Raw genomic sequence first — 25,234 nt, 5'->3', positions numbered from 1 at the left:
TAGTTCCGGACAGGCCTAAATTACCTCTTGGAGGGCTTTAAATCAAGCTTTAAGCCCCGCAGCCACAGTTTGTACGGTGCTCAATGTAATAAATTATCTCAACTCTCGTTGACAGCCATACCAACCGGTATGTATGCTTGCCGCCATCTGTTAGTAGAATCCACCCGTGTGGTGCATGGAGAGGTTATGAGCGCAAGCGCATTGTGGAGAAGAGTCGCCCCTAGGGGACTAGTGCTAGGCCTGTTGGCCGTAGGGCTGGGCTTAACCTATTTGAGCGGGCCAAGTGTTGCCGAGCAAAATATGGCGCCACCGCCACCTCAAGTGGAATTGTTGGAGCTGCAGCCGGAGGCTGTGCGCGCTTGGGTCAGTTATTCTGGTCGTTTGGCGCCTGTGCAAAGTGTCAACATTAAGCCGCAGGTGAGTGGCCGCATTGAGAAAGTGTTGTTTGCCGAAGGTGATGTAGTTAAGCAGGGGCAGCCATTGTTCGTGATTGATTTACGACCGCATCAGGCGCAGGTTCAGCAAGCCAAGGCGCAGTTAACCACGGCACAAAGCCGAGCTCGCCTAGCGCAAGATGAGTTGGCGCGCGTAAGCCAGTTGATCGCGAAAAAGTTGGTCGCGCAAAGCGTGTACGACACGGCGCTCTCTAATCAGCAGGTTTCCGATGCCGCCGTATTGCAGGCGCAAGCGGAGTTGGATCAGGCCGCACTCAATCTCGAGTATGCGCAAATTAAGGCGCCTATTTCGGGGCGCATCAGTCGCGCAGAATTAACTCAAGGCAATCTAGTGGATGCCGGTGCTAGCGCGCCGGTTTTAGCCACCATTGTGGCGAACGACAAATTGTTTGCCGAGTTCAATGTGGATGAGTCGAGCTATCTTCGTTTTGTACGCAACGTAAAGACAGCATCGGAGATGCCGGTAGAGATGACCTTGGCGGCCGATGACAGTGTGGTTTATCACGGCCACATTGCATCCTTCGATAATCAGTTGGATGTACGCACCGGTACTATTCGTGCGCGCGCCTTGTTCGATAATGCCGATGGCGCGTTAACTTCGGGCATGTTTGCCACCTTGCGTTTAGGTGCTGCACAAGAAGTGTCGGCGCTGTTGGTGCCAGAGCGCGCCGTGGGTACTAACCAAAGCAAAAAGTTTGTGATGGTAGTGGATGCACAAAATATCGCCCAGTATCGCGAAGTCGTTTTAGGAGATTATGTTGGCGGCCAGCGGGTGGTGACGACCGGTCTCGAGGCTGGTGAAAAAGTAATCGTCAATGGTCTATCTCATGTGCGCCCTGGTATGCCGGTGCAGCCGCAAATGGTTGGCGCTGAAGCTGCGCTCGCACACACCAAGTAATTTACCGCTAAATCACACCAGTGCCCCTTAAATGTGCCATTTTCGGGGCGTTACTGTGTTTCGTCATGGTTAATAGTTTATGAATATTTCTCGATTTTTTGTCGATAGGCCCATATTCGCGGGTGTGATTTCGCTGCTAATTTTTATTGGCGGTTTAATTGCCATGTTTCAATTGCCGGTATCCGAGTACCCAGAAGTTGCACCGCCCTCGGTGGTGGTGACTGCAGCTTACCCGGGCGCAAACCCGAAGGTTATTGCCGAGACCTTGGCTACGCCCCTAGAGGAGCAGTTAAGTGGTGTGGAAAATATGTTGTACATGTTTTCTCAGGCAACCACAGATGGCCGATTGAATTTAACGGTGACCTTTAAAATTGGTACCGACCCGGATTTGGCCCAGCAGATGGTGCAAAACCGCGTGTCACAGGCTTTGCCACGGCTACCCGATGTTACCCGTCAAGCCGGTGTGGTAGTGACCAAAAGTTCACCCGACTTGACCATGGTGGTACATTTGGTGTCGCCGGAAAAAACCTACGACGCTTTGTACTTGCGCAACTATGCCCTGGTTAATATCAAAGATGCATTGGCGAAAGTACCGGGTGTGGGCATGGTGCGTTTATTCGGCTCGGGCGATTACGCCATGCGTATTTGGCTAAACCCTGAAAAAATTGCCGAGCGGGGTTTAACCGCGGGCGATGTGGTTGGCGCAATACAAGAGCAAAATTTACAAGTGGCGGCCGGTGTTATTGGCGCGGCGCCTTTCGCTAGCCCCGTCGATGTGCAATTACCTATCAGTGCCAAAGGTCGCCTGAGTAGCCCGGAAGAGTTTGGCGAAATTATTATTCGCACCGGTAGCACGGGTGAAGTTACTCGCTTGGATGATGTGGCGCGCATCGAGCTGAGTGCCGCTGAGTTCAGTTTGAATTCCATGTTAGATAATCAGCCTGCCGTGGCCATCCCTATTTTTCAGGCGCCCGGGGCAAATGCCATTGAAATTTCTAACGGTGTGCGCGAAACCATGGCCGAGCTGAGTGAAAACTTTCCACAGGACGTGGAGTTTCGCATCGTCTACGATCCTACGGTATTTGTGCAATCATCCATTGAGGCGGTGGTAAAAACTTTGCTCGAAGCGTTGGCCTTAGTGGTGCTTGTGGTGATTTTATTTCTGCAGACCTGGCGGGCTTCGATTATTCCCTTATTGGCCGTGCCGGTTTCCATTGTCGGTACCTTCTCGCTGATGTGGATGTTTGGCTTTTCCATTAATACCTTGTCTCTATTTGGATTGGTGTTGGCCATTGGCATTGTGGTGGATGATGCCATCGTGGTGGTGGAAAACGTCGAGCGCAATATTGAAGAGGGATTAGCCCCGCTGCAGGCAACCTATAAGGCAATGCAGGAGGTGAGCGGACCTATTATCGCTATATCGCTTACGCTGGTCGCTGTGTTTGTGCCCATCGCCTTTGTCAGCGGCCTTACCGGGCAGTTCTATAAGCAGTTCGCTTTAACCATTGCTATTTCCACCGTTATCTCTGCGATTAATTCGCTGACCCTCAGCCCTGCCTTGGCCGCGCTTTTGCTGAAATCGCATGATGCACCGAAAGACAAGTTGACGCTTGGTATGGAGAAAGTATTCGGCAAGTTTTTCGCGTGGTTTAATCAGAGCTTCAGCCGTAGCTCTGATCGCTATGCCCGTGGCGTTAGCGGTATTCTAGGCCGCAAAACTCTAGCGCTAGGGTTTTATGTTGTACTGTTGGCGATAACCGCCGGCGAGTTTATGGTTATTCCCAAGGGCTTTGTGCCGGCGCAGGATAAGCAATACCTTATTGGGTTTGCCCAGTTGCCCGATGGCGCGACGCTATCGCGCACCCAGGCCGTGGTGGAGGAAATGGGGCGCATTGCTTTGGCTGAACCGGGCGTCGATCATGCGGTGCAGTTTCCGGGTTTAAGTATCAACGGGTTTACCAGCAGTGCCAGTGCCGGTATTGTGTTTTTACCCTTGGCGCCTTTTGGCGAGCGCGATAGCGACGAGTTTTCCGCCGGGGCTATTGCGCACAAATTGCAAATGAAATACGCGGGTATCGAGGAGGCGTTTATTGCCGTCTTCCCGCCGCCACCGGTGATGGGTTTAGGCACCACCGGCGGTTTCAAGTTGCAAATTGAAGATCGCGCCGGTCTCGGCTATGAAGCCCTTGCCGAGGCGGTGCAAAATGCCCAGCAGTTGGCGTGGCAGCAGCCTGAATTGGCGGCGGTTTACTCAAATTACAAGATTAATGTGCCCCAATTGTATGCCGATGTGGATCGCACTAAAGCGAAGCAACTGGGTTTGAATATCAAAGAAATTTTCGACAGTTTGCAAATTTATTTGGGCTCTCTGTACGTTAATGATTTTAATCAGTTTGGTCGAACTTATCAGGTGATAGTGCAGGCCGACGCGCCTTTCCGCGATGCACCGGACGATGCGCTGCGGTTAAAAGTGCGCAATCAGCAGGGCGATATGGTGCCTTTGGGCGCAGTGCTGCAGTTGCTTGAAAGTTACGGCCCGGAGAGTGCGGCGCACTACAATGGCTACTTGTCGGCAGATTTAAATGGCAATGCGGCACCGGGCTATTCCAGTGGCCAGGCGCAGGACGCAATTACTCGTGTGCTAGAGCAAACGCTGCCGCCGGGAATCGCCTTTGAGTGGACCGAGTTGACCTATCAAGAGGTGCTGGCGGGCAATACCACCGCCTATATTTTACCTTTGTGTTTGCTGTTGGTTTTTCTGGTGCTCGCGGCGCAGTATGAAAGCTTGGCCTTGCCCCTAGTGGTAATTAGCATTGTGCCCTTGTCCATATTGTCGGCGTTGTTTGGTGTTTGGTTAACCGGCGGTGACAACAACATATTCACGCAGGTGAGTTTGTTTGTGTTAGCAGGGCTGGCAAGTAAAAATGCCATTTTGATTGTTGAGTTCGCGCGCGAGCTCGAGCAGCGCGGTATGGCAACCTTAGAGGCGGCAATTACGGCTAGTCGCATGCGATTGCGACCTATTTTGATGACGTCTTTCGCCTTTATAATGGGTGTAGTACCGATGGTGTTTTCTTCGGGAGCTGGAGCAGAAATGCGCAGCGTCATGGGTATTGCCGTGTTCTCCGGTATGCTCGGGGTGACCATTTTCGGTTTGTTCTTTACGCCGTTGTTCTATGTATTGCTGCGGCGCTTGGAAACTGGAAAGGTAGAAAAATCAACACCTATCGAGGCTGAGAGTTAACATTGGAATTCGCTCTTTGCCGATGAAGACACATCGCTTGAGCGAATGCAGAGCCTGAGCTTATCCGGTTGCAGCACACCTAGCGCTTGTTGCAGTCGGATAAGCTTCGTCTTTGCTGTTTTAAGCGTATATTGTGTCGTTTTTATATGTCGCATGATGTCAGAGATCTAACATGTCTTACTGCCCCCAAGGGCTTTCCAAAATTCCAACATTGCATCGATGGTTAGATGCAACCTCTGTCTCTAAGGTCTTCGCCGAGTTGAAGGATAAATTCGGTTTGCTGTTTTTCGGTCATAGAACTGCCGTCAGGATTATTTAAATAATAGCGTCTGGGGCGACCGTTACTGTAGAACTGTTGCTCGGTGAAAGCCTGGTATTTGGCTAGGTCATTTTTGCAAGGGTCGTACTTCTTTCCTGCTGCTTGGGATTTACTTTCTGCTTCGTCGGCGGCTTGCGCTTTGGCGCGTGCGGCATTTTCTGTCATTACTTTGCCGCCCTCCATAATATTTATTGGCGCAACATCAACTTCGCGTGCTGCTTTCTTATCGAGTGGCTGGTCGCTGTAGTGGGTTTTACCGTTGGCATCAACCCAGGTGTAAATGGCGGCGCTTGCGTCGCTGTGATGAAGGCCAAAAACAGCCAAAACTGAGAAAATGAATCTCGGCAAACAGGTATTCATCTGGCGTGCTCCGTGCACATAATATTTTATCCGATTCTGCCATAGTGGTTAGCGGCTTAGCCAGTCTATAACAGGGCGCCGCTGTCTTAAGCGCTGGCCCATCAGGTACATATGATTTGTTTCTATGATTATTTACCCATAGATTTTATGGCTATATCCAATGCTGACCTTGCTCTTCTGGAGGGGTGTACGCACGACCTGATAGCGAGACTAAGTGGTAGGCAATTCATGGGCTGCTACACTTCCAGCTAGGATCAATCAGTACATCTACATCGATGTGGGAAAGCGCTCAGCCTATGTCCTTTAAAGCCTTAGCTCTACTTACCTTGTCCTGCGCAGTAGGAGTCGTGGTCGCGGATGATCAGCCAAATATAGAGCTGAGCGGTTTTGGCACCTTAACTGCGATATCCTCTAGCTCCGATATCTACGGCTTCCGGCCAGACCTGAGCTATGATGGCGGCTCAACTCAGGGTGAGCTGGAATTTCGGTCCGCCTCACTTTTGGGCGGTCAAATGGACTATAAAGCGACCCATGCGCTGAGCTTTACGGCACAGGGTATGCTTCGAGATAGGGCTGAAAACGCTTTCAATGAGATAGTCTCCCAGTTTTTCGTTAAGTACAGTGCCAACCCTGGCCTACATGTGCGAGCGGGCAGGCTTCCCTTGGATCTGTTCGCCCTTACCGAATACCGCGACATTACTTACGCCTATCCTTGGGCGCTGGCGCCAACTGAAGTGTATGGCGTAGTGCCTAATCGCTATCTCGATGGCCTTGATGTGAGTTATATCAAGCCTCTGAACGACAGTGCCATCACGGTGAAACTTTTTGCTGGGCTCAGCGAAACCATTGTTGCCTCGCCCGGTAGCGTGGATGTCACCAAGCTTAAAGATATCGTTGGTCTGTCCGTCGATTGGAGCACCCTGGATTGGTACCTAAAACTCAGACATACCCAAGGTGTGTTTGAAAACAATTCGGAAAACGTTCAAGCTTTTTTAGCCCAATTGGAAACTATTCCCGCAGCGATTTGGCCCAAGGGTAGTGACTTTATTGAGGCATATTCCTTTGAAAATAAACGAATACATTACACGTCGGCAAGCGCACAGTACGCCTTAAATCGCTGGCTATTGTCTGGTGAGTACGCGCTGATCAAATCGGATGCGGCGGCGGTGGAGCGAATTGAAGGGGGCTATGCGAGCCTTACTTATCGCATCGACGATTGGGCTGCCTATCTGTTGCTTGGTTACACAGATTCCAACACCTATAGCTACGATGAGACGATAACCGTGCCGCCCGAATTCTTCCCTAACTATGATGAATTTGTCGACGCACTTACCGCGGCCATGCATGCATTTTCCCCGAACCAGAATTCCGTTTCAATTGGTGCTCGCTATGATGTGACAGACTCCGTTGCATTAAAGTTGCAGTGGACCAAGACCGATATTGATGAGCGAGGCGGGGTGTTGTGGTCCAGAACCACTGGTGAATACAGCGCCGATAAAGTGGACACCGTTATATTCTCGTTGAGTTTTATTTTCTAATGAAGGGGGTGGCGAAGGCGCTGTTGTTGGTTCTCTTAGGGGGCATGCCCGGCGCATTGGCGGCTGAAAGCGTGGTCGTGGTGGTTAGCGCTACTAGCCCCATTAATGCCTTAGAAAAATCGACGGTTGTGGATATTTTTATGGGTCGCTATGTCGCCTATCCCGATGGTCGGCCAGCAGTGCCATTGGAAGTGGCAGGTGCAGACGGACTAAGGCAAGACTTCTATCGCCAGTTGGTTGGTATGTCAACGTCAAAAATTAATGCCTATTGGGCAAGGTTAAAATTCTCAGGTCGCCAGCGGCCCACCTTGGAAAAGTCCAGCGAAGCCGAAATCACCCAGTATCTTGCAGAAAATTCTGCAGCAATTGGGTATCTCTATAAATCTCGAGTCACTGATGATCTGAAAATCGTGTTGGAACTCAATGAATAGAAATGGGCTAGTTGCGCGGCTTGCGATAACGACTGTTTTTGCTGCCGCTACCGTCGGTTTTGTTGCCTCGCAAGTATTCTCAAAAATATCTTACGTGGATGCGATCAATCAGGGTGAGTATCAAATCCACCAACTTAATCAAACTGTCTCTGCCACCGCGTCAATAGCCGCTTATTTAGAGGATGAAGAGCTCGCCAAGGAGGTTGTCAGTGGCTTGGTGTTAAATGATTATATTAAATCGGCCGCAATCGTGTTGGTGAAAGAAAATCGTCTGCTAGCGGGAGCGACTGTCGAGGATGCGGATAACCATTTCGATATCAACTCGCCCTTCGATAAAACGGTAAAAGTGGGGAGCTTGATTATCGAGTCAAATAAACCCCACATTCAAGCGATAGCTGGGCAGGTCGTCACCCACAATCTCATCGCCATAGCCTCGCTGTCGGTGGCAGTGACCGTGGCGGTTTCTTTTATTGCCTATTTTCTGATTACCTACCCAATCATTCGAATGGATAGGGATCTCGTTCACTTGACGCCCGGTGGCAGCGACAGATTAAGAGTTCCGCATTTGCATCGGTTGAGTGAAATAGGGCACTTGTCTGTGGGTATCAATAACTTGCTACAGAAATACGAGGAGCAATTTAGCCTCGAGCGAGACTTGAGAAAGCAGGTTGAGTCGCTCGAAAAAAAGTTCAGAATGCTATTTGAAAAATCCATTTCAAGCATCGTTCTGGCCGATAAGCGCGGCAATATTATTCTGGCCAATCAATCATTTAAGAAAATGATTAGAAAAATAGGTTTGTCAGAAACCCATAACTATGGCCCTTTTCTATCGTCTATATTCGCCGATGGCGAGTTAATGATTCAAAATATAGAGCCTAACCTGATGAGTAGTAAGTCGGCATCAGGTGATTTTCGGCTTGCTGGTAAGCGAGCCACCGACAAAATATGGGTGCATGTCCTCGTGACCTTAATAGTCGATGATTATGAAGAACTGGTTCAATTTACAATTAATGACATTTCTAAAACAAAGGAATATATAGACCAGCTCGGCAATAGAGCTAGTACCGATCATTTAACCGGACTGCTCAATCGTCAGGGCGCAGAAGTTAGGCTCAACCAATTCATTGAAGAGAATTTAAGCTTTGCATTGGTATTGTTGGATCTCAATAATTTCAAACCAGTAAATGACGTCTATGGTCACGCTAGCGGCGATGAAATGTTGGTGCATGTGGCAAAACAAATAAAGCAATCGTTGCGGGTGGATGATGTGTGCGCGCGCTGGGGTGGGGATGAGTTTCTGCTAGGTATTCGCGATTTGTCTGAACAGAATGCTCAGGAAATTGTCGGCAACGTTGTGGCTCGGTTAAGTGAGCCGCGCCGCCTTACGGGCCCCGCGAAAGCGGTTTCGGTTAGCGCTGCAGCTGGTGTGGCGTTTTTCCCTGGGAGTGCCAAGAGTTTGCCGGCCTTGATAAAGTTGGCGGATGCTGAAATGTATGCGGTGAAAGAAAGGCGAGACGATTCGGTGATGGTTGGAATCTGCATAAACGCTGAGATAGCGAAGGGCATTCGGTAATGCTGCCGTCTTTGAAGGATATGTTATTTAACTTCTTCGATGACGAAATTCTACTGCGATACTTCGGGCCAAACAAGCGCTTAGGTCAGGTCCGATTTATGCTCTATATCGCATGCGCAACCTGGTTTTTACTTGTCATTGGCGGTTCCTTGATGGGCTCCAGTGGCGGAATACTTGGCGCTATTTCTATCGCCTTAGTCTTCACCTTGGCGTTGGTTATTTACGCCAACGAAGACACATACATCATATCTGCTGGTATGTTTCTCTGGGGTGCATCCATTGCAATTACCTATTTTGCGTGGGCTAATGGTGGGCTTTGGGATGAGGCGTTATTTGCCTACCCTTGCATTTTGACGATGGCTATTATTTTCAATATGCAAATTATTTTTGTACTTATTCTGTTTTTTAATCTCCTGTCCCTTTTCTTTTTTGCCGAAATGCACGCAACTGGAATACTCGGTGCCGAGAGGGTTAGCCCAGACATGGCTTATATGAGGGCAACGAACTGCGCCATACTGATGTTGATTTTTTCATTATGCTTGCAGGTAATATATGCCGACTTTCGGGCGCTATTGAGTCGGTTGGTGGGCGAAGGTGATAAGGCTAAAAAGGTGAGCCGAGAGGTGATTAGACTGGCGACAACGGATCATCTAACGCAGTTGAAAAATGAACAAATATTCTACCGCGACTTTATGGATCTGGCAGCTAAGTCGGGAGGTCAAGATAGAATTGTGTCTGTTTCCGTGTTTCAGCTGGCGGAAAATCAACTATCTCCTCTGTCTATGGAGGACCAAGTGTCGGAAGGTCTGTATCAGCAGCTGGCCAGCCGGCTGCTGGAGTTCGCCTCGGATGATTTAGCGCTATATTTCTTTCGCGGCGGAAAATTTCTGATTCTCTATCAGGCTGATATTTATCGCGAGGTCGATCGCTTGTTGGAGCGGATATTGTTTGCATTCTCTGTGCCATTGAAAGTTGCGGGCTACCATTTGGAATTGAAAGCTTTTTGTGGTGTTAGTACATGCAGTGCAAAAAAAATAATGGCGGCGGAGGAGATGGTTCGGCAGGCCGTGTTGGCACTTTTAAAGGCCAAGCGAAACGGTGAGTTGGCGCCCGTGTTCTATGCGCCACACATGGGAATGGAGATGGATCAACGTAGGTCGCTCTTGCTATCGTTAAAAGGAGCGATAGCGAGAGATGAGCTGACGATACACTATCAACCGAAAGTCGATCTCAGTACGGGAGCCATTGCCGGTGCCGAAGCGTTGTTGCGCTGGTACAAACCCGATATGGGGAGAATAGCGCCAGATATTTTTATTCCCCTAGCCGAGGAGAGCGGGGAAATTGTTGAGATAGGTGAATGGGTAATTCGACAAGCCTGCGTGGCATGTAAGCATTGGCATACACTGGGCTTCAAGCATCTGACGGTGGCGGTCAATATCTCGATTTACCAATTTAGGAAGGGCAGCCTGCCCTACTATATCTTTGACTGTTTGGAAGGCGTCGGGCTGGACCCAGCAGCGCTGGAGTTAGAAATTACCGAGAGTATGCTGGGCGAAGATATGCTGAGTATTCAAGAGCAAATTCAGAAGATATCTAAGTTTGGTGTGAAATTTTCGATCGATGATTTTGGCACCGGTTACTCTAATCTGGGATACGTTAGCAAGTTCAATACCTCCTACCTAAAAATTGACAAAACTTTCGTTAGTGCCATGTCGACCTCCGATCAAGATCTTCACATTGTTAAAGCGATAGTAAATTTGGCGCAGGGTTTAGAAATGCAAGTTATTGCCGAAGGCGTGGAGACCTACGATGAAATGGTCACCTTGCAACGCCTCGGTTGTCAGTATGGCCAAGGCTTCTTGTGGTCTAGGCCAGTACCTGATGAAGACTTTCTCCAATTACTCAAGGCCCCCTTGCTGGTTAATGGGTAACGCTACAGCTTTTTAATCAATATCTATTTCCGCATCTCGCCGCGTTTGCCACTGATGAGGAGGCGCGCTCTTGGGTTCCTCCGCAGTGCTGTCTAACTAAGCATGAACGAAGGGCGTCATTGAATTTACTCGGCCATGTCGGTTTAAATAGCACCCTGAGAATCGATCACTCTGACAGGTATAAGGATATTGCGGCGATGATTAAATCTAGGTTTCTCTTATTGGCAGCTATTGCAAGCGGTATGGCCGCTCTGGCTCATCTGGGCTGCATTGTATTTGGTGCAAGTTGGTACCGCTTTTTCGGCGCTGGCGAAGACATGGCGCAAATGGCGGAGCAAGGCTTGTTGTACCCTACACTGGTCACTACCTTTATTGCTTGCGTGTTAGCGATTTGGTCTTGCTATGCGCTATCGGGTGCTGGCCTACTCGGTAGGTTACCTTTTTTACGTACTGGGCTGTGTTTGATCGCCGCTATCTACCTAGTACGAGGCTTGGCCGTTGTACCCATGATGTGGCTTATTCCCGATAACAGTCTACTGTTTTGGTGGGTGAGTTCTGCGATCTGTTTTGCTATTGGTATTTTATATCTGTTAGGTGTTAAACAGGTGTGGTCGAGCTTTGGCGCCAAGTAGTTCTGGCGCTTTATCTTTCCGATGGCCATTGAGCTTTAGCCACTAGGCCTAGAGATCGCTTATTTGCAGCGCCTGTTTTGACGCGAAGTTGAAAGCAAGAAAATATTTTCTCGCGCCATGTTCATTGGCTTTGAAGCCGTTGCTTGTGGTACAGCCGCCACCGGTATTTCTTTGGCTGACGGCACGTCTTGGTAATCTATCTGGGTGCGGGCATAATTGCTCTCTTTGCTTGGTTTGCGGGATAGAGACATCTGTGGAATTACTAAAATTAGAGTTAATGGGTCAAGCGTTGCGGCTAGAGGGCTCAATGGCGGGTTGGCAGCAGCTATTTTTCGGCGGCACCTTGGTTTCCGAGCTGGTCGCATCGGCAGATGATACAAGTCAGCGCAGTCATCGATTCAGCTTAACAGAGGCCCGCTCAGCCGCTGGCTCAGCGCCACAGCCCGAAGTACCCCGGGTGGTTGATGTTCAATTAGACGTGCAACTTAGCTGGCAGCCTTTCGAGCTTAGTTATCGGATTTTGGTTGATGGCGATGAATATGTCTCGGGTCAGCGCAATAGCAAAGATATTGAGCGGCAAGTTCCCGAGCGCGCGGTGGAGCAAAAGCCAAAATTCAGCGTGATCGGCTTGGGCTTGTTGGCCTTTAAGCTATTGAAAAGCGCTAAGATAATTAAGGTGGTACTGGCCGGCGCCAGCCTAGCCGCTTACTCTTGGTTTTTTTCCTTCCAATTTGCCCTCGCCTTGATTGCCTGCCTGGTTGTACATGAATACGGCCATATTCGCGCCATGCGCTATTTCAACATGCCCACCAAGGGCATTTATTTAATTCCTTTTTTAGGCGGCTTGGCGGTTACCGATGGCAAAATAAACACCCGCTGGCAGGATGTGGTTATATCCATAATGGGGCCGATATTTGGTTTAGGGATGTCGCTACTTTGCCTATTGCTGTTTGCGTTAACCGACAACATTTTTTTTGCCGGTCTTGCGGTGTTTAATGCACTATTAAATTTGTTTAACTTATTGCCAATTTTGCCGCTCGACGGCGGCCATATTTTAAAAAGCGTTACCTTTTCAATGAACAGTAAAGTAGGCTTGGTGTTATGCGCCCTAGCTGCGGCTTTCGGCGTTTGGTTGAGTTACACCTTGGGTCTTGCGCTATTGGGCTTTTTATTGATCGTTGGCAGTTTAGAGATTTTCGCCGAGTGGCGCGGCCGGCATCAAAGTCATCTGCTGCCGCTGGATAGATACGGCCAAACCTTTGCGGCGTTTTGGTATCTCATTACAGTGGCGAGTTTTGTGTCGATTATTTGGTTCTTTGCAGGAACGGGTGACGAGCTTTTGAGCTTGCCGCTGAAGATACTTCAGAGTTAATGGCGATATGAAAAATAAAAAACAACAGGCTCTAGAGCTGACTCATGTTGATGGTTACTCGGCCTTTACCTTATCCAATGAGCGGCTTTCGGTGACGGTGATTCCGTCGCTAGGTGGCAAGATTATTAGCCTGCTCTCTAAGGTTACGGGCGCCGAGTGGTTGTGGCGCAATGAAGCGCTTCCCTATAAACCAGCCTGCTATGGCGACAACTATGTGCGCGCCCACGACACCGGTGGCATTGACGAGTGTGTTCCCACGGTTGATACCTGTCGGCTGCCCGCAGCAGCTGGGATTTGGGGGGGATCGCTATTGCCCGATCACGGTGAAATATTTTCTCAGCCCTGGCAATTAATTAGCGCGGTAGTCGATAAGCAGGGCACCGCCATATTGCATTTAGAGGTGCAAGGCGAGGCCTTACCCTACCGCTTTCAACGCATGATGCGCTTGCCGGCTGGCGATGCCGAGCTAGAGTTAGAGTATCGGGTCGATAATAAATCGTCTCACCCTATGCCGTTCTTTTGGTGTATGCACCCCATCTTTAACGTATTGCCGGGCATGAGGTTGCACTTGCCAGTTGGGCAAAAAATGCGCACGGCTTGGTCTAGCGACGTTGCACCGACCCTTAGCCACGAGCGTTTTGAGTGGCCGGTAACCAAGTTCGGATACGATATGTCGAAGGTGCCTGGTGAAGGTATTCCCGCGTTTGCCGCGAAAATTTTTACCGATGAAAAGTTGCAAGCCGAAGGCGCGGGCGAGCCGCTTCAGGTTGGGTTAGAGCGGCCCGATTCTGGTGAAAAATTAACCTTTTCTTTTTTACCCGATGAAGTGCCTCATCTAGCACTGTGGCTCAATTACAACGCTTGGCACGGCGCCGGTAAAACCCCTTATTTTAATGTAGGTTTCGAGCCCACCAATGCCAGTACCGGCAGTTTGGCTGAGCAGATGAAGGCCGGAGATGAAACCGTGATGGTGGCGCCAAATGATGCCAAGACTTGGCGCCTGAAGTTGAGCTTGGCGATGAGCGACACCAGCCAGTAGGTTTCGCTCATCAATGGATTGGTGAGTTCTTGGGTTGGGGGGTGGATTGGTGGGTTGGTGAATAGATACTTAGTTCACCTTGAACTCTACTTTGATGCGCGCGCTATATTTGATTTCATCAAAAGAGCTGTTTGACATATCGGGTTCGTATTGGCGCCTCGAAGAGTAGCTATCACTTTTTGTTCTAGTGCCGGTCACGACAATTTCTTCGAGCTGGCTGGCACCCTGGGTGGGTAGATTGTCAAAAATCGATTCTTCAAAGGAAACGGGCGTGAGTTTTATGCCCAATGTCGATTCGTAAAAGGCCTTCTTATCCATCACCTTCTTCAGCGCCAAGGCTTTCACGTTTTGACTAAAGGCTGCCTTTTTCGAATGCACAAATTGCGTGCCCGATAACAGTACTTCTTTATGCTGGTCGGAAATAGTGGCGATGCTTTGTAGCGCCTCCTCCTCCTGAATTTTAATCGACATGCGGTTGACCACTTTATAGCTAGTCGGCTCTTTGCCGAACCAGCCAAACTCTGGCGACGAAGAAAATTTGGAATTCTTAATGTCTTCGGCCGCGATGCCTTGCGCGGTGAGTTGCGACTTTATGCTGCTGCGCAATGTTGCATTTTTTTCTAGCGCACTACTAAGATTTTTTTCTTCTGTGGTAATGACAAGGTTAACAATAGCCTGGTCAGAATAGGCCGTTGCTTCGGCGCTATCGCTAATAAACAAGGTTTGGCTGCTGGGGTGCAGAAAGCCTTTGAGTTCCTCTGGGCTACCCTTTAACTCAGGCGCGGCCTGTAGCGGCGAAGCTAGGGCAAAAAGGGCTAGAGTGAGTAATAAAGCCCGTGCTGTCTTGGTCGTCATAATTAAATTCCATTTCGCTGATTAAAAGGCTAGTAATAAAGCGCTGCTTAACAGGCCAAGTATCCACTAAACCTCTAGGCTAAAACCAGTGTGAATAAGCTGTGGCAGTAGGTAAAAGGGCTGAACAGATCTGCGCCTATGGCTCATGTTTGGCGCTTTCGGCCGTCAATTTATCCTGTATTTAGGGGGGAACTACTCGTATTTTGCAATAAGTCAGGAGTATTGTTCTGTTTTTCATTTCATAAAGGTTATTTTGTTCGAAAAAACTCTGATTGAAGGGTGTTTTAGGCAAAAAGCGTCTTTAGCTATGGCTATACTAGAGTCAATCTACGCGTTATTTGCGCACGGCTGACTAATGAGGAGAGATACATGGCTGATTTATTTGAAAACCCTATGGGCCTTGATGGCTTTGAGTTCATCGAGTTTGCCGCTAAGGAAAAAGGTGTCCTCGAGCCAGTGCTGGAAATCTTGGGCTTTACTCACGTTGCCAACCATCGCTCCAAGGACGTGACCCTATGGCGTCAGGGTGGGATTAACTTCGTCGTCAACTACGAAAAGAAACACCCCTCAGCCTATTACGCAGAAGAGCACGGCCCTTCGGCCTGCGGTATGGGCTTTCGTGTGAAAGACGCGCCTAAGGCCTATGCCCGCGCGCTAGAGTTGGGTGCTCAGCCTGTCGATGTGCCCACGGGTCCTATGCAATTGCGCTTACCGGCTATTCGCGGCATCGGTGGTGCTATCTTGTATTTGATCGATCGCTACGAAGAAGGCGCCTCGATTTACGATATCGATTTTGAGTTTATCGAAGGCGTGGATCGCCATCCCGAGGGCTGTGGCTTCAAAATTGTCGATCACCTAACTCACAATGTCTATCGCGGTCGTATGGCTTACTGGGCCGAGTATTACGAGAAGCTGTTTAATTTCCGCGAAATTCGCTACTTTGATATCAAAGGTGAATACACAGGTCTAACCTCGAAAGCTATGACCGCACCCGATGGCAAGATCCGGATTCCGTTGAACGAAGAAGCCGGCAGCAACGGTCAGATTGAAGAATTTTTGATGGCCTACAATGGTGAAGGTATCCAACATATCGCCTTTTCCTGTGATGACTTGCTAGGTTGCTGGGATCGCCTGAAGGCTGGAGGTATGCGTTTTATGACGCCACCACCAGAGACCTACTACGAGATGCTGGAAGAGCGGCTACCAGGTCATGGCGAACCGGTAGATGAACTTAAAAAGCGCGGCATTCTGATGGATGGCTCGGTGGAAGAGGGTGACCCACGCCTATTGCTGCAAATTTTCTCTGAAAATTTGGTGGGCCCTATCTTTTTCGAATTTATTCAGCGCAAAAAAGATGAAGGCTTCGGCGAGGGCAACTTTAAGGCCTTGTTCGAATCTATGGAGCGAGATCAAATTCGTCGTGGTGTGTTAAAGACGGAAGAAAATGCCTAAGCCTGCGTTAATACTTAACTGAAAAATCCCCGCCTTATGCGCAATGCTGTTCACTTAAGCAATTGAATTAGAGCAGGGCTTTGTAGAAAATCCGGTGATGGGAACATCATCGGATTTTTTTATGGACTTTCAGAGAGATCTGCTCGACCTAAGTGACCTCTTTAACTTCTCTGACGTTAGCTCATTCACGCAAAACATACCTATCGAGTGGATTGAGTCTGCACTGCGCTTGAGTGCCTCCGCGACGATTAGACGACGCCGACTACCATCAGACCAAGTGCTCTGGCTTGTCTTGGGTATGGCGATGTTTCGCAATGAACCTGTGCATGAAGTGGCTAGACGTTTAAATATATGCGCACAAGGCCTGGCCTCTGACAGTCTGTTAGCTCGAAGTGGTGTCACTAATGCCCGGAAACGACTGGGCTCCGAGCCCGTAGAGTGGTTGTTTCGACAAACAGGTACGCACTGGGGGCGCGAACGCTATTCGGAAGATGAATGGAACGGTTTGAGGGTGATGGCGGTAGATGGGGCGCTATTTCGCACCCAGGATACACCAGAGCTTCGAGAGCACTTTGGTTCGGGTAATACGTCATCTACGCGGCAAACGCCGTTTCCCATGTTGAGACTTGTCGCCTTGATGAACGTGCGCTCTCATATCATGGTTGACGCTCAAATTAGTCCTTATCGTCGAGGCGAAATCCCACTTGCTGAGACCTTCTTATCAAGCATTCCGGAAAGCTCTGTGACCTTGTTTGATAAAGGTTTTTGGAGTGCAAACTTCATGCTAACACTCAGCCAGCAAGGCTCTGACCGCCACTGGCTAATACCAGAGAGAAAAGGGCTCGTACATGAAGTCATTGAAACCTATGGCGATGGTGATGAGCTTATTCAAATGAAGGTTTCCCCACAGGCTAGAAAGAAGAATCCCGAGCTGCCAGAAACATGGCAGGCTCGAAGAGTTACTTACAAGGTCAAGTCTGGTGTTAAATCGGTGATGACCTCTTTACCTGTTGAGAGATTCAGCGCGGCTCACATCTCAGAGCTTTACAAAGAGCGATGGGAAATAGAGCTTGGATTCCGAGACATCAAAAGCGCTATGCAAAACAATGCGATTACGTTGCGAAGTAAGAAAGTTGATCTGGTGTACCAAGAGCTCTGGGGGTTGTTACTGAGCTACAACATAATTAGGCGGGAAGCCTCGATGGCGGCGGTAAGTTTTGATCGCGCCCCGTCTGAAATCCGCTTCAAACCGGTATGTGATTATATAGCGGTTCAGTTGATTGTGATGGCGGCTTCTAATCCTATATCTGGAACGGGTCGACGACTGTCAGAGCTGAGGTCAGGTATTGGCAGCCTGTTTTTAGAGAGGCGTCCGAGGCCAACAACCCCTCGGACCGTTAAAATATCAAAGACCCGATACCCAGTAAATCGCAATGCCGCTCCTCTTAAGTGAACAGCATTGCCGCCTTATGCGGGGATTTTTTTGCCTGTGTTAAGCGTAATGACTAGAGCAGGTTGATAGTTACCTGATCCACGTCGCCGCCGTCGTCGACTACAAGAATTTGGATGGCACCTTTTTGTTCGAGCGCGTGGGTCACCGTTTGACCGGCATCTAAGCTGTATTTGCGAATGCCATTGAAATACCAATGCCGTTGGCCCGAACCGCCAACGCTGCTCAGGCTAATACTTGGCTTGGTGTGGGAATTGTTTGCCGCTCGGTAACTGTTACCCTCGGCAATACCGATAATTTTTAGCCTGCTGGCGGGGTTGTACCAACCATTACAAAGGCTCACCGCGGAAGGAATTTGTGCCGCACGAGTGTATTCATATTTTATCCAGGGCTCTAATACCTTTGGCCAGAGCGCGACCGACACTTTTTCGGCGTGAGTGTGTTGCGCCCTTTGTTGGCAGTTCGTGTGTTTTTCGCTGTTGCCTGATTTAGGCTGCCAATAAACCAGCGGATTGGTTTGCCAGCTATCGCTGTCGGCTTTATGCCAGGTGGGCGGAATGACGTTGTTGGCTACCCAAGCCTTGCGTCGTTGATGGCAAAAACTCTGTGTTTCTTCACTGCTGTATTTGGCCAGTGCTGTAGACGCAGAGCCGAGTGGCCAACAAATTTCTTGTTGCGTGATGCCCGATGGTTGCGGTGTATGGGCGCGACCGATGCGCAAATAGTCTGCCACTGAAAACAATATCGGCGCGGCAGATTCCCGCCCGCTGTGCCCAGGCAGTGCCGTGCCATCGGGCCTGCCCACCCAAACACCGATGCTGTAGTTGGCGCTCACGCCGATGGCCCAGCTATCGCGAAAGCCGTAACTGGTGCCGGTTTTCCAGGCCAGAGTTTGTTGCTGTTGCGTGTGTGCAAGGGTGTTGAGCGAACCCGGCCGCGCGATATCGGCCAATACTTTTTGGGTTATCCAGGCGCTTTGCGGCGAGAGTAAATAGCGCGCCTGTTTGGGTTCGTTTAATTGCTGCTTTAAAAAGACCAGCGGCCGCACTAAACCGTTATTGGCGAGCGCCGTATAGCTTTGCACCAATTGTTCAAGGCTCGCGCCAGTGCCACCCAGAATCAATGCCAAATTGGGCTCGCCACCCGGGGTGTGGAGTTGTAGGCCAGCATTTTCTAGCTCGGTGCTAAATCGCTTTGGCCCGTATCTGTCGAGTAGTTCGACGAAGGGCATGTTGAGTGAACGCTGCAGGGCGCTGCTGGCCGACACCGGCCCGATGAAGCCGCTGTTGAAGTTTGAGGGGCGGTAATTACCCCAGCTGCGCGGAACATCGGCTAATAGGGATTCCGAATGTATCATGCCGGCGTCTATGGCCTTGGCAAATAGAAAGGGTTTCAAGGTGGAGCCGGGCGAGCGAATAGCGGTGATCATATCCACATGGCCAAAGCGCGTTGAATCGGCAAAGTTTGCAGAGCCTAAGTACGCTTTGACCGCGCCGTTGCGATTGTCTACCACCAAAATAGCGGCGGAAGTTTGCGCGGGAAAGTTATTGATGGTGTTGGCGAGGTAATCTTCGAGGCCGCGTTGAAGCTCGCCGTCTAGGGTGGTTTCAATGGCGCGCTGGCCGTCGCCCTGGTGCAATAAGCGACGTGCTAATAAGGGTGCGATTTGCTCTTGCTGCGCGCGCGCAGCGTATACCGTTTCGAGTTTGGCGTCGGCAACTCTCGCGCTCGACCAAAGCGCAAACTCGCTCAATCTATCTAGCACTTTATTGCGCGCCAGCTCGGCGGCTTGAGGGTGTAAGTCGGGCCTTAAGCGGGTGGGTGACTGCGGAAGCACGGCGAGTAAGGCGGCCTCGGCATCGGTGAGATTATCGGCCGATTTATTGAGGTAGGTATAGCTTGCCGCTTGTACACCTTCGATGGTGCCGCCGAAGGGCGCGATATTTAAATACAGCGTTAATATTTCAGTTTTACTCAGATGCCACTCGAGTTGCAGGGTGCGCAAGATTTGCTGCAATTTCCCCATGACCGTGCGCGAGTGCGGGTGCAGTAAGCGCGCCACTTGCATGGATAGGGTGGAGCCGCCCGAGACAATGCGATCGTGCTGAATATTCAATACCAAGGCCCGTGCTAGAGCCACTGGGTTGATACCTGGGTGATGCCAAAACCAGCGATCTTCATAGGCCAATAGGGCTTCGACATAGCGTGGCGATACCTGTTCGAGTGTGATGGGGTAGCGCCAGATACCCTTCTGATCGGCAAAGGCGCGCAGTGGCCGGCCCGATTCATCGACCAAGGTGCGGGCAAAGAATTGGTTGTCGGCGGGAAGTTGTAGAGGCAGGCACACGTCGGCAATGAGTAGCGAAAGCGCAAGACTCGCGCTTAAGAAGATAGCTCGCAAAAATAATCGCCACAGCCGACGGGCGCGTAAGGGTAAAAACATGGGGCGGCTAAAAAGCCGCCGCCAGACTTTATGCTTGAGCATGGTTGAGCTGCATTATTTAGCGACGTTATTAATGGTAATGCGATCCATGGTTTCGCCCAGTCCCCGGCGCTCGGGCCGATACATATCTTCCACCAAGGGCGAGGGTACTTGGTAAGTACCTGGCGTGACCGCGCGCATTAAATAAAACAAATGTGCGGCTTGGTAGTGGTTAACGTCGAGCGCCGCAACATAGCGATCATCGCGGTACTCTTGGTGTTTAAGTTGGGTATTGTTGAGGAGTTGCGCTAGCGGTTGCTGATCGACACTGAAGTTATCCAGTTTGATGGCGCTGTCTAAATTTTGATTTTCCAATTCGAAACCTGCTGGCAGCAAATCAACCACTAGTGCATCGGGCGTTCGCTTATCGGCGCTAACCCGAAGGTGCACAATAAAGAGCTCACCCACGGAAACTTGACTGGGTTGCACCGGCTGACCCGATTTGTCGTACCAAGTTCGCTCTATCTGCAAGCCTTCGCTGTGTGCGGCGGGTTTGGTCTTGCTGTAGCCGCTGATCATGCTGGACACAAAAATCGGCTTGTCGTTTAACGAGGTAATACTAAAACCGGCGGTTAAGTCTGCGCTGCTTAGATTTTTTTGATAGCCGCTATCTTGGTCGATGGCAGTTTCAGCGGCACCAAGTATGACCTTGGCTTGCCAGCTGTTGGCAAGGTGGCTCTGTAGCGATATCCCCGCTAAAAATAACGCGTTGCGCTCCTGGGTGCTGAACCATTGCTGGCTTCTGAGTTGCTGTGCCAAGCTAAAACTCAGCGTTGCGGCTTCTGAGGTGTACAGATTATTTTCTAGCAGTAGGTGAATGATCATCGCACTGTCGCGAATCTCGCTGCCGTAGTCACCGTAGTATTGCCGGCCATCTGATTTTGTTGCTAGCCCCTCTTTGATTGCTGCATTACCGCGCGTGGCGTCGCCCATACGCACTAAGGCAAGCCCTAGCTGCACCTTGGCCAAGCCGGTTTTGGCGTGCTTGAGTTGGTTGTCGTGCAGTGAGCGCAGGGCGCCGAGTGGCGCTTGGTTTACCTGCGCCAGCACGTAGGCTGCGTAAGCTTTATAGGCGAAAGTGTAGTGCCTGCTATCTTCACTCCAGCGCTGATCGACGAAACTGCCAGAGCGGCTAATGTACTGGGTTAACCGGCGCAGGGTTTTATCGATCAGCTCTGGTGCCACGGCAATACCCGCCGCTCGCGCATTGAGTAAAAAGTCGGCCACATAGGCGGTCAGCCAATGCTCTTCGCTGGAGCTGTTGCTCCACAGGCCAAAGCCGCCGTTGCTGAGTTGCAGGGTGGCTATATGATCTATGCCTTTCTCGATCATATCAAAGCGCTTTGCGTCTTCGATAACCGGCAGGTGAAAGCGCCGTTGATTTTCTTGGCTGGCAAAGGTTAAGGGATAGGCGCGGCTGCTGGTCTGCTCCAGGCAGCCGTAGGGGTAGGCGAGTAGATTTTTCAGCTGGCTGTCGATATTTAAATTAACTTGCGACGACGCACTTACCGAAGCTTGCACTGAGTCTGGCAATAAATCTTTTATCTGCTCGCCACTGAGTTGAAATACCTCTTTATTATTTAGCGTTTTTGTTTCTTGCTTGATCACGGCTGGGTAGGCCGGCCGCACGCCGAGCTGCCAGTGTCGGCTAAAGGTGTCGGTTGTATTGCCGGAAACTGTTAGCGAAACAGTGGCTGCGCCGCTATAGCCTGTAGCCTCGATGGGAAAGAGTAGTGTGGCTTTTTCTTTGTCGGCCAAGCTTAGGGTTTTTGAGCCCGCCGACATTTTTATCGGGCCATCGGCGCTGAGTTTTACCTCAAGCTTTTGCTCGGCATCACTTAGGTTGTGCACATCGAGGGCGAGCGAGGCGCTATCGCCTAAGGCCAGGAAACGCGGCAGTGATAACTGTGTGACTATGGGGGCGGCGACGGTGACTTCGGCCTCGGTGCTGCCAAAGGCTTGGTCGGAAAATGCCACGGCCATGAGCCGCAGGCGGCCGTTAAAATCTGGAATTTGCAGGGCAATATTGGCCTTGCCATTGTCGAGTTTAATGGGGCCGCTAAACAGCGACACAATTTGCACTTCCGACTGGGGCTCTTTACCGCCGCGACTGATGTCGCTATCGCCGCCGAAACGCAGTGTTGCTTTTGCGGCATTGTTCACTTCAATCAGGTTGCCATAGATATCCCGGCTATCGACGCTATAGCGTCGCTGGCCAAAAAAGTGTGCGAAAGGATCAGGTGTTTGAAAGTTACTGATGCTCAATACGCCGACATCGACGGCGGCAAGGGTGACAAAGACATCGCCACTCGGCGCGTTACCGCCGTTCGATGTCACCTCAAGGTTAACGTGATAGGTTTGCTCGGGCAGAATTTTTTCCGCCACATCGAGAGAAATGGCAAGTTTGCGTTTACTTCGATCGAGCGCTAAGTGTGCCAGACCAAAACTGCGCGTGGGGGTGATAAGATTTTTCTGCTCACCTGGCTGCAACACCAAGGCGGTGACGTAGAGATTGTGTTGACGCCAGTTTTTGTCGATGGGAATGCCGAGGGTTGTGCCCTCTTTTTCAATGCTGATGCGCTTCATCCACAGCGGGCCATCGCCCTCCACCATAATCAGCGCTTCGCCGGCGCTGGGCGGTAGGATGTTAACTTGGGCAATATCGCCGGCGCGGTAGTGTGCCTTATCCAGTGCGATAATAACTTTGTCTGGCCGCGCGGTGGCATCGCCGGATTGGCTATCCTGCCAGCGGCTATACCAATCGTAGCCGGCATAAAAGCGAATACTGGTTATTTGGCCTGAATCTGGATCGCGGGCTTCGAGCCGGTAGCTGCCGTAATTGACGGGCAGCTGCAAGCGCGTCGGTTGGTCACCGGATAAATCAATAGTCCGGCTTTGTTCGACAAATTCTTTGTCGGTCCATTCGTAGTGCCAGCCTTGGTTGTTGTCGTAAACCCAGAAGTATTGTCGGTCTTCTTGAATCAGTTTTATGTCGATATTAGTGGCATTGGCGAGTGCGCCGGATAGCGATGCTTTTATTAGGTCAAAATTAACTCGACTATTGGCCTCGGGATTTTTATCGCCAAATTCCGCTTGGATGCCGATCAAGTATTCATGCGGCCAAACCAAGGTGGAGTAAGCGCGCGAGACGGGCCGGCCACCTGACTCATACAAGCTGCTAATTAATTTTACTTGCAGCGGCGATTGTGCCGAGCGCCATTGTGAGTCGATTTTGAGTAGCGCCTGGCCTTGCTCGTCGAGGTTGATATCCTCGAGATCAAACTCCTGTTTTAGGTTTGCTTCGTTAACATTGCCGAAGCTGTAATGTTTTAAGGCCTCAACCGGGTTGCGCCAAGGTTTAACAAATACTTGTGTGCTTAAGCGATTACCCGCCGCCGGCGCGCCATAGAGATATTCGCCTAATACCGGTACGGTAATAGTCTCTTGCGCTTGGCTGACAATGCGCGCGCCTTCTGTGGCCTCTGCGTTTAGATTAAAGTTCAACTTCATCCGCTCGGGTAAAAATTCCTCCACCTTAAAGCTATAACTCACCGGTTGCCTCAAGCTGCCGGTGACAATGAGCTGCCAGTTGCCGAGCATGGCATTGCTGGGTACTTGCCAGGGGTAGTGATAGTAGCCGGCTGCCTGCGCTTGCCACTTAAAGCTTTTTACGCTGCTGCCGTCGGGGCTGCGCAATTCTGCGTTGAGTACAGTGGCGGCCGCGTGACGGCCATCGCCGTCGCGAATGAGGCCATTGAAATCGATAACTTCACCGGGGCGAAATAAATCGCGCGGCGTGTAAACGAATAATTCCACTGGCAGTTGCGGCCGTTTTCCTAAATCAAATTCAGATAAATCCAGCGCCGGTTTCCGAACTTCAACCACCGAGTAGTGATCGCCTTGCTGAGCTACGATCAATTCCGCGCTGTTGTCTATGGGGGTGAAGCTCGCCAAGCCGTCGGGTGTGGTGGTTCGCTCGCTCAATAAGGTTGATTGCGCATTCAAGAGCCGAACCGTGACCGATTCCAACGCTGTGCCTGAATTTAACGAGGAGACGTAAACGTCGAGTTGGTTTTGATATTGGCGCGCGTGCAGGCCGAGGTCGGTGACGGCGAACCAGACCAGCTGTTTGTCATCGTACTTGCCTGCCGCGCTCATCACTGCGAGATAGACGCCAGCGTTTTTCAAGGCCGGGTTGTTGCCGACGTCGATGCTGCGCTGGGTGCGGGTATTTTTCTCGCCGTCGAGCTGGTAGCGGCCGCTGTATACTAGTTCGCCCAGTTGGGTTAGCTCATCGACGCCCCAATAGTAGTTGCCGCGTTGGTGCATCTCTTGCAAAAAGCGGCTGATGTTATCGCTGTCAATGCGAAAAAAATCGATGTTAATGTCATTCACGTTAACGCTGGAAATGGGCAGGCCGTTACCAATGCCTGCACTCAGGAAATGACCTCGGGTGTCGAAGTTAAAACTTGGGTTTAAGTGGCGCGTGCGCAACGCGGTAAAGTGATTGCTGGCGAGCCGTTGGCCGTTGGCGGCGACTAGGCCTTGATAGGTGGTGATTTCGTATTCGGTGTTGGGTTCGGTATAGGGGAACCAAACGGTTTTGCCGCTTTTTGAAACGGCCCAAGCGCCATCGACCAAGGCGCCGCCTTTGCTGCTAATACTAAAATAGCGTTGAATATTGTCCTCAGGGTTAATCGGTACCGACAGGGTAACGGCAATGGCGTTGCGGCCGTCTAGATCGCGCTCGGACACGTCTAAAACCGACAGGGCTGTGTCTGGGTAGTCTTGCTTTACCTGGGCCAAGTTGAAGGCGGCTTCAGGCTGCGTCGATTCAATGTTGGCCTCGGTAGACTTGTCTTGGCTACAGCCTAGTAACAGCAGGGTTAAAAGCGGCAACATCCATTTCATGACGGTTTTCCTAAGGTTAAAGATTAACAGGCGAATCATAGCGGCTCAGCGGGCTGGCGATAAGGTAATTAGCTGATCAATTGTGATGAATTGTGGCCAGTTCATGAAACGGCTTGCTAGTCGCAGGCGTCACCCTCCTTGCCCATCGGCCAGTAGGGCTGAAATACTTGGCCGGTTGCCGAGCCGGCGTTGGTGCTTTCTTGTGCGAAATCCGGCTATCGCCGGATAAATTGCAATTTTACTTAGGCTCAAAGTTCCTATAATTTGCACCTTTGTCATCGGAAGGCTCATC

15 protein-coding genes are annotated in these 25,234 nt (G+C 50.6%); 11 read left to right on the top strand and 4 right to left on the bottom strand.

Annotated elements, in window-relative coordinates:
- Nucleotides 1-186 precede the first annotated feature (186 nt).
- On the top strand, nucleotides 187-1,353 hold the full coding sequence (locus QWY82_RS01490) for an efflux RND transporter periplasmic adaptor subunit (RefSeq protein WP_290259360.1): 1,167 nt from the start codon (nucleotides 187-189) through the stop codon (nucleotides 1,351-1,353).
- A 79-nt stretch (nucleotides 1,354-1,432) separates the two neighbouring features.
- On the top strand, nucleotides 1,433-4,597 hold the full coding sequence (locus tag QWY82_RS01485) for an efflux RND transporter permease subunit (RefSeq protein ID WP_290259359.1): 3,165 nt from the start codon (nucleotides 1,433-1,435) through the stop codon (nucleotides 4,595-4,597).
- Between the two features lie 223 nt (nucleotides 4,598-4,820).
- On the opposite strand, the gene QWY82_RS01480 is transcribed toward QWY82_RS01485, so the two are convergent.
- Nucleotides 4,821-5,276: a DUF4124 domain-containing protein gene (locus QWY82_RS01480; RefSeq protein ID WP_290259358.1), complete on the bottom strand. Its 456-nt coding sequence runs from the start codon at nucleotides 5,274-5,276 to the stop codon at nucleotides 4,821-4,823.
- A gap of 296 nt (nucleotides 5,277-5,572) precedes the next feature.
- Between QWY82_RS01480 and QWY82_RS01475 the strand changes: the two genes are divergently transcribed.
- From QWY82_RS01475 to QWY82_RS01445, 7 genes are all read left to right on the top strand, one after another.
- Entirely contained in the window at nucleotides 5,573-6,814 is a 1,242-nt protein-coding gene (locus QWY82_RS01475; protein WP_290259357.1) for a porin, read from the top strand.
- Nucleotides 6,815-6,840: 26 nt separating this feature from the next.
- Entirely contained in the window at nucleotides 6,841-7,245 is a 405-nt protein-coding gene (locus QWY82_RS01470) for a hypothetical protein (RefSeq protein WP_290259355.1), read from the top strand.
- On the top strand, nucleotides 7,238-8,818 hold the full coding sequence (locus tag QWY82_RS01465; protein WP_290259354.1) for a sensor domain-containing diguanylate cyclase: 1,581 nt from the start codon (nucleotides 7,238-7,240) through the stop codon (nucleotides 8,816-8,818). The genes QWY82_RS01470 and QWY82_RS01465 overlap by 8 nt, the downstream gene beginning before the upstream one ends.
- The gene (locus QWY82_RS01460) at nucleotides 8,818-10,749 is read left to right on the top strand and encodes a putative bifunctional diguanylate cyclase/phosphodiesterase (RefSeq protein ID WP_290259353.1); all 1,932 of its coding nucleotides are present in this window, start codon (nucleotides 8,818-8,820) and stop codon (nucleotides 10,747-10,749) included. Before QWY82_RS01465 ends, QWY82_RS01460 begins: the two co-directional genes overlap by 1 nt.
- 197 nt (nucleotides 10,750-10,946) lie before the next feature.
- A complete protein-coding gene (locus QWY82_RS01455) occupies nucleotides 10,947-11,381 on the top strand; it encodes a hypothetical protein (RefSeq protein ID WP_290259352.1) in 435 nt (144 codons plus the stop codon).
- Between the two features lie 253 nt (nucleotides 11,382-11,634).
- Nucleotides 11,635-12,753 (top strand): site-2 protease family protein, encoded by a 1,119-nt coding sequence (locus QWY82_RS01450; protein ID WP_290259351.1) that lies wholly within the window; start codon nucleotides 11,635-11,637, stop codon nucleotides 12,751-12,753.
- 7 nt (nucleotides 12,754-12,760) lie between these two features.
- Entirely contained in the window at nucleotides 12,761-13,792 is a 1,032-nt protein-coding gene (locus QWY82_RS01445; RefSeq protein ID WP_290259350.1) for an aldose epimerase family protein, read from the top strand.
- Nucleotides 13,793-13,861: 69 nt separating this feature from the next.
- On the opposite strand, the gene QWY82_RS01440 is transcribed toward QWY82_RS01445, so the two are convergent.
- Complete coding sequence (locus QWY82_RS01440; protein ID WP_290259349.1) at nucleotides 13,862-14,647, bottom strand: SIMPL domain-containing protein; 786 nt, start codon at nucleotides 14,645-14,647, stop codon at nucleotides 13,862-13,864.
- 369 nt (nucleotides 14,648-15,016) lie between these two features.
- On the opposite strand from QWY82_RS01440, the gene hppD reads away from it, so the two are divergent.
- The gene (hppD, locus tag QWY82_RS01435) at nucleotides 15,017-16,099 is read left to right on the top strand and encodes a 4-hydroxyphenylpyruvate dioxygenase (RefSeq protein ID WP_290259348.1); all 1,083 of its coding nucleotides are present in this window, start codon (nucleotides 15,017-15,019) and stop codon (nucleotides 16,097-16,099) included.
- A gap of 121 nt (nucleotides 16,100-16,220) precedes the next feature.
- Nucleotides 16,221-17,552 carry an IS4 family transposase gene (locus QWY82_RS01430; RefSeq protein WP_290259347.1) on the top strand — a complete coding sequence of 444 codons (1,332 nt, stop codon included), beginning with the start codon at nucleotides 16,221-16,223 and terminating at the stop codon, nucleotides 17,550-17,552.
- Between the two features lie 52 nt (nucleotides 17,553-17,604).
- On the opposite strand, the gene pbpC is transcribed toward QWY82_RS01430, so the two are convergent.
- Both pbpC and QWY82_RS01420 read right to left on the bottom strand, forming a co-directional pair.
- Nucleotides 17,605-20,034, bottom strand: a complete 2,430-nt coding sequence (gene pbpC / locus QWY82_RS01425; protein ID WP_290259346.1) for a penicillin-binding protein 1C — start codon at nucleotides 20,032-20,034, stop codon at nucleotides 17,605-17,607.
- A gap of 12 nt (nucleotides 20,035-20,046) precedes the next feature.
- Nucleotides 20,047-24,942, bottom strand: coding sequence for an alpha-2-macroglobulin family protein (locus QWY82_RS01420; RefSeq protein ID WP_290259345.1), 4,896 nt, complete (start codon nucleotides 24,940-24,942; stop codon nucleotides 20,047-20,049).
- Nucleotides 24,943-25,234: the final 292 nt, after the last annotated feature.

It is taken from the genome of Simiduia curdlanivorans (assembly GCF_030409605.1).
Taxonomy (GTDB): domain Bacteria; phylum Pseudomonadota; class Gammaproteobacteria; order Pseudomonadales; family Cellvibrionaceae; genus Simiduia; species Simiduia curdlanivorans.
Note: the sequence above shows the minus strand (reverse complement) of the source record. Positions and strands in the feature narration are given on the sequence as shown.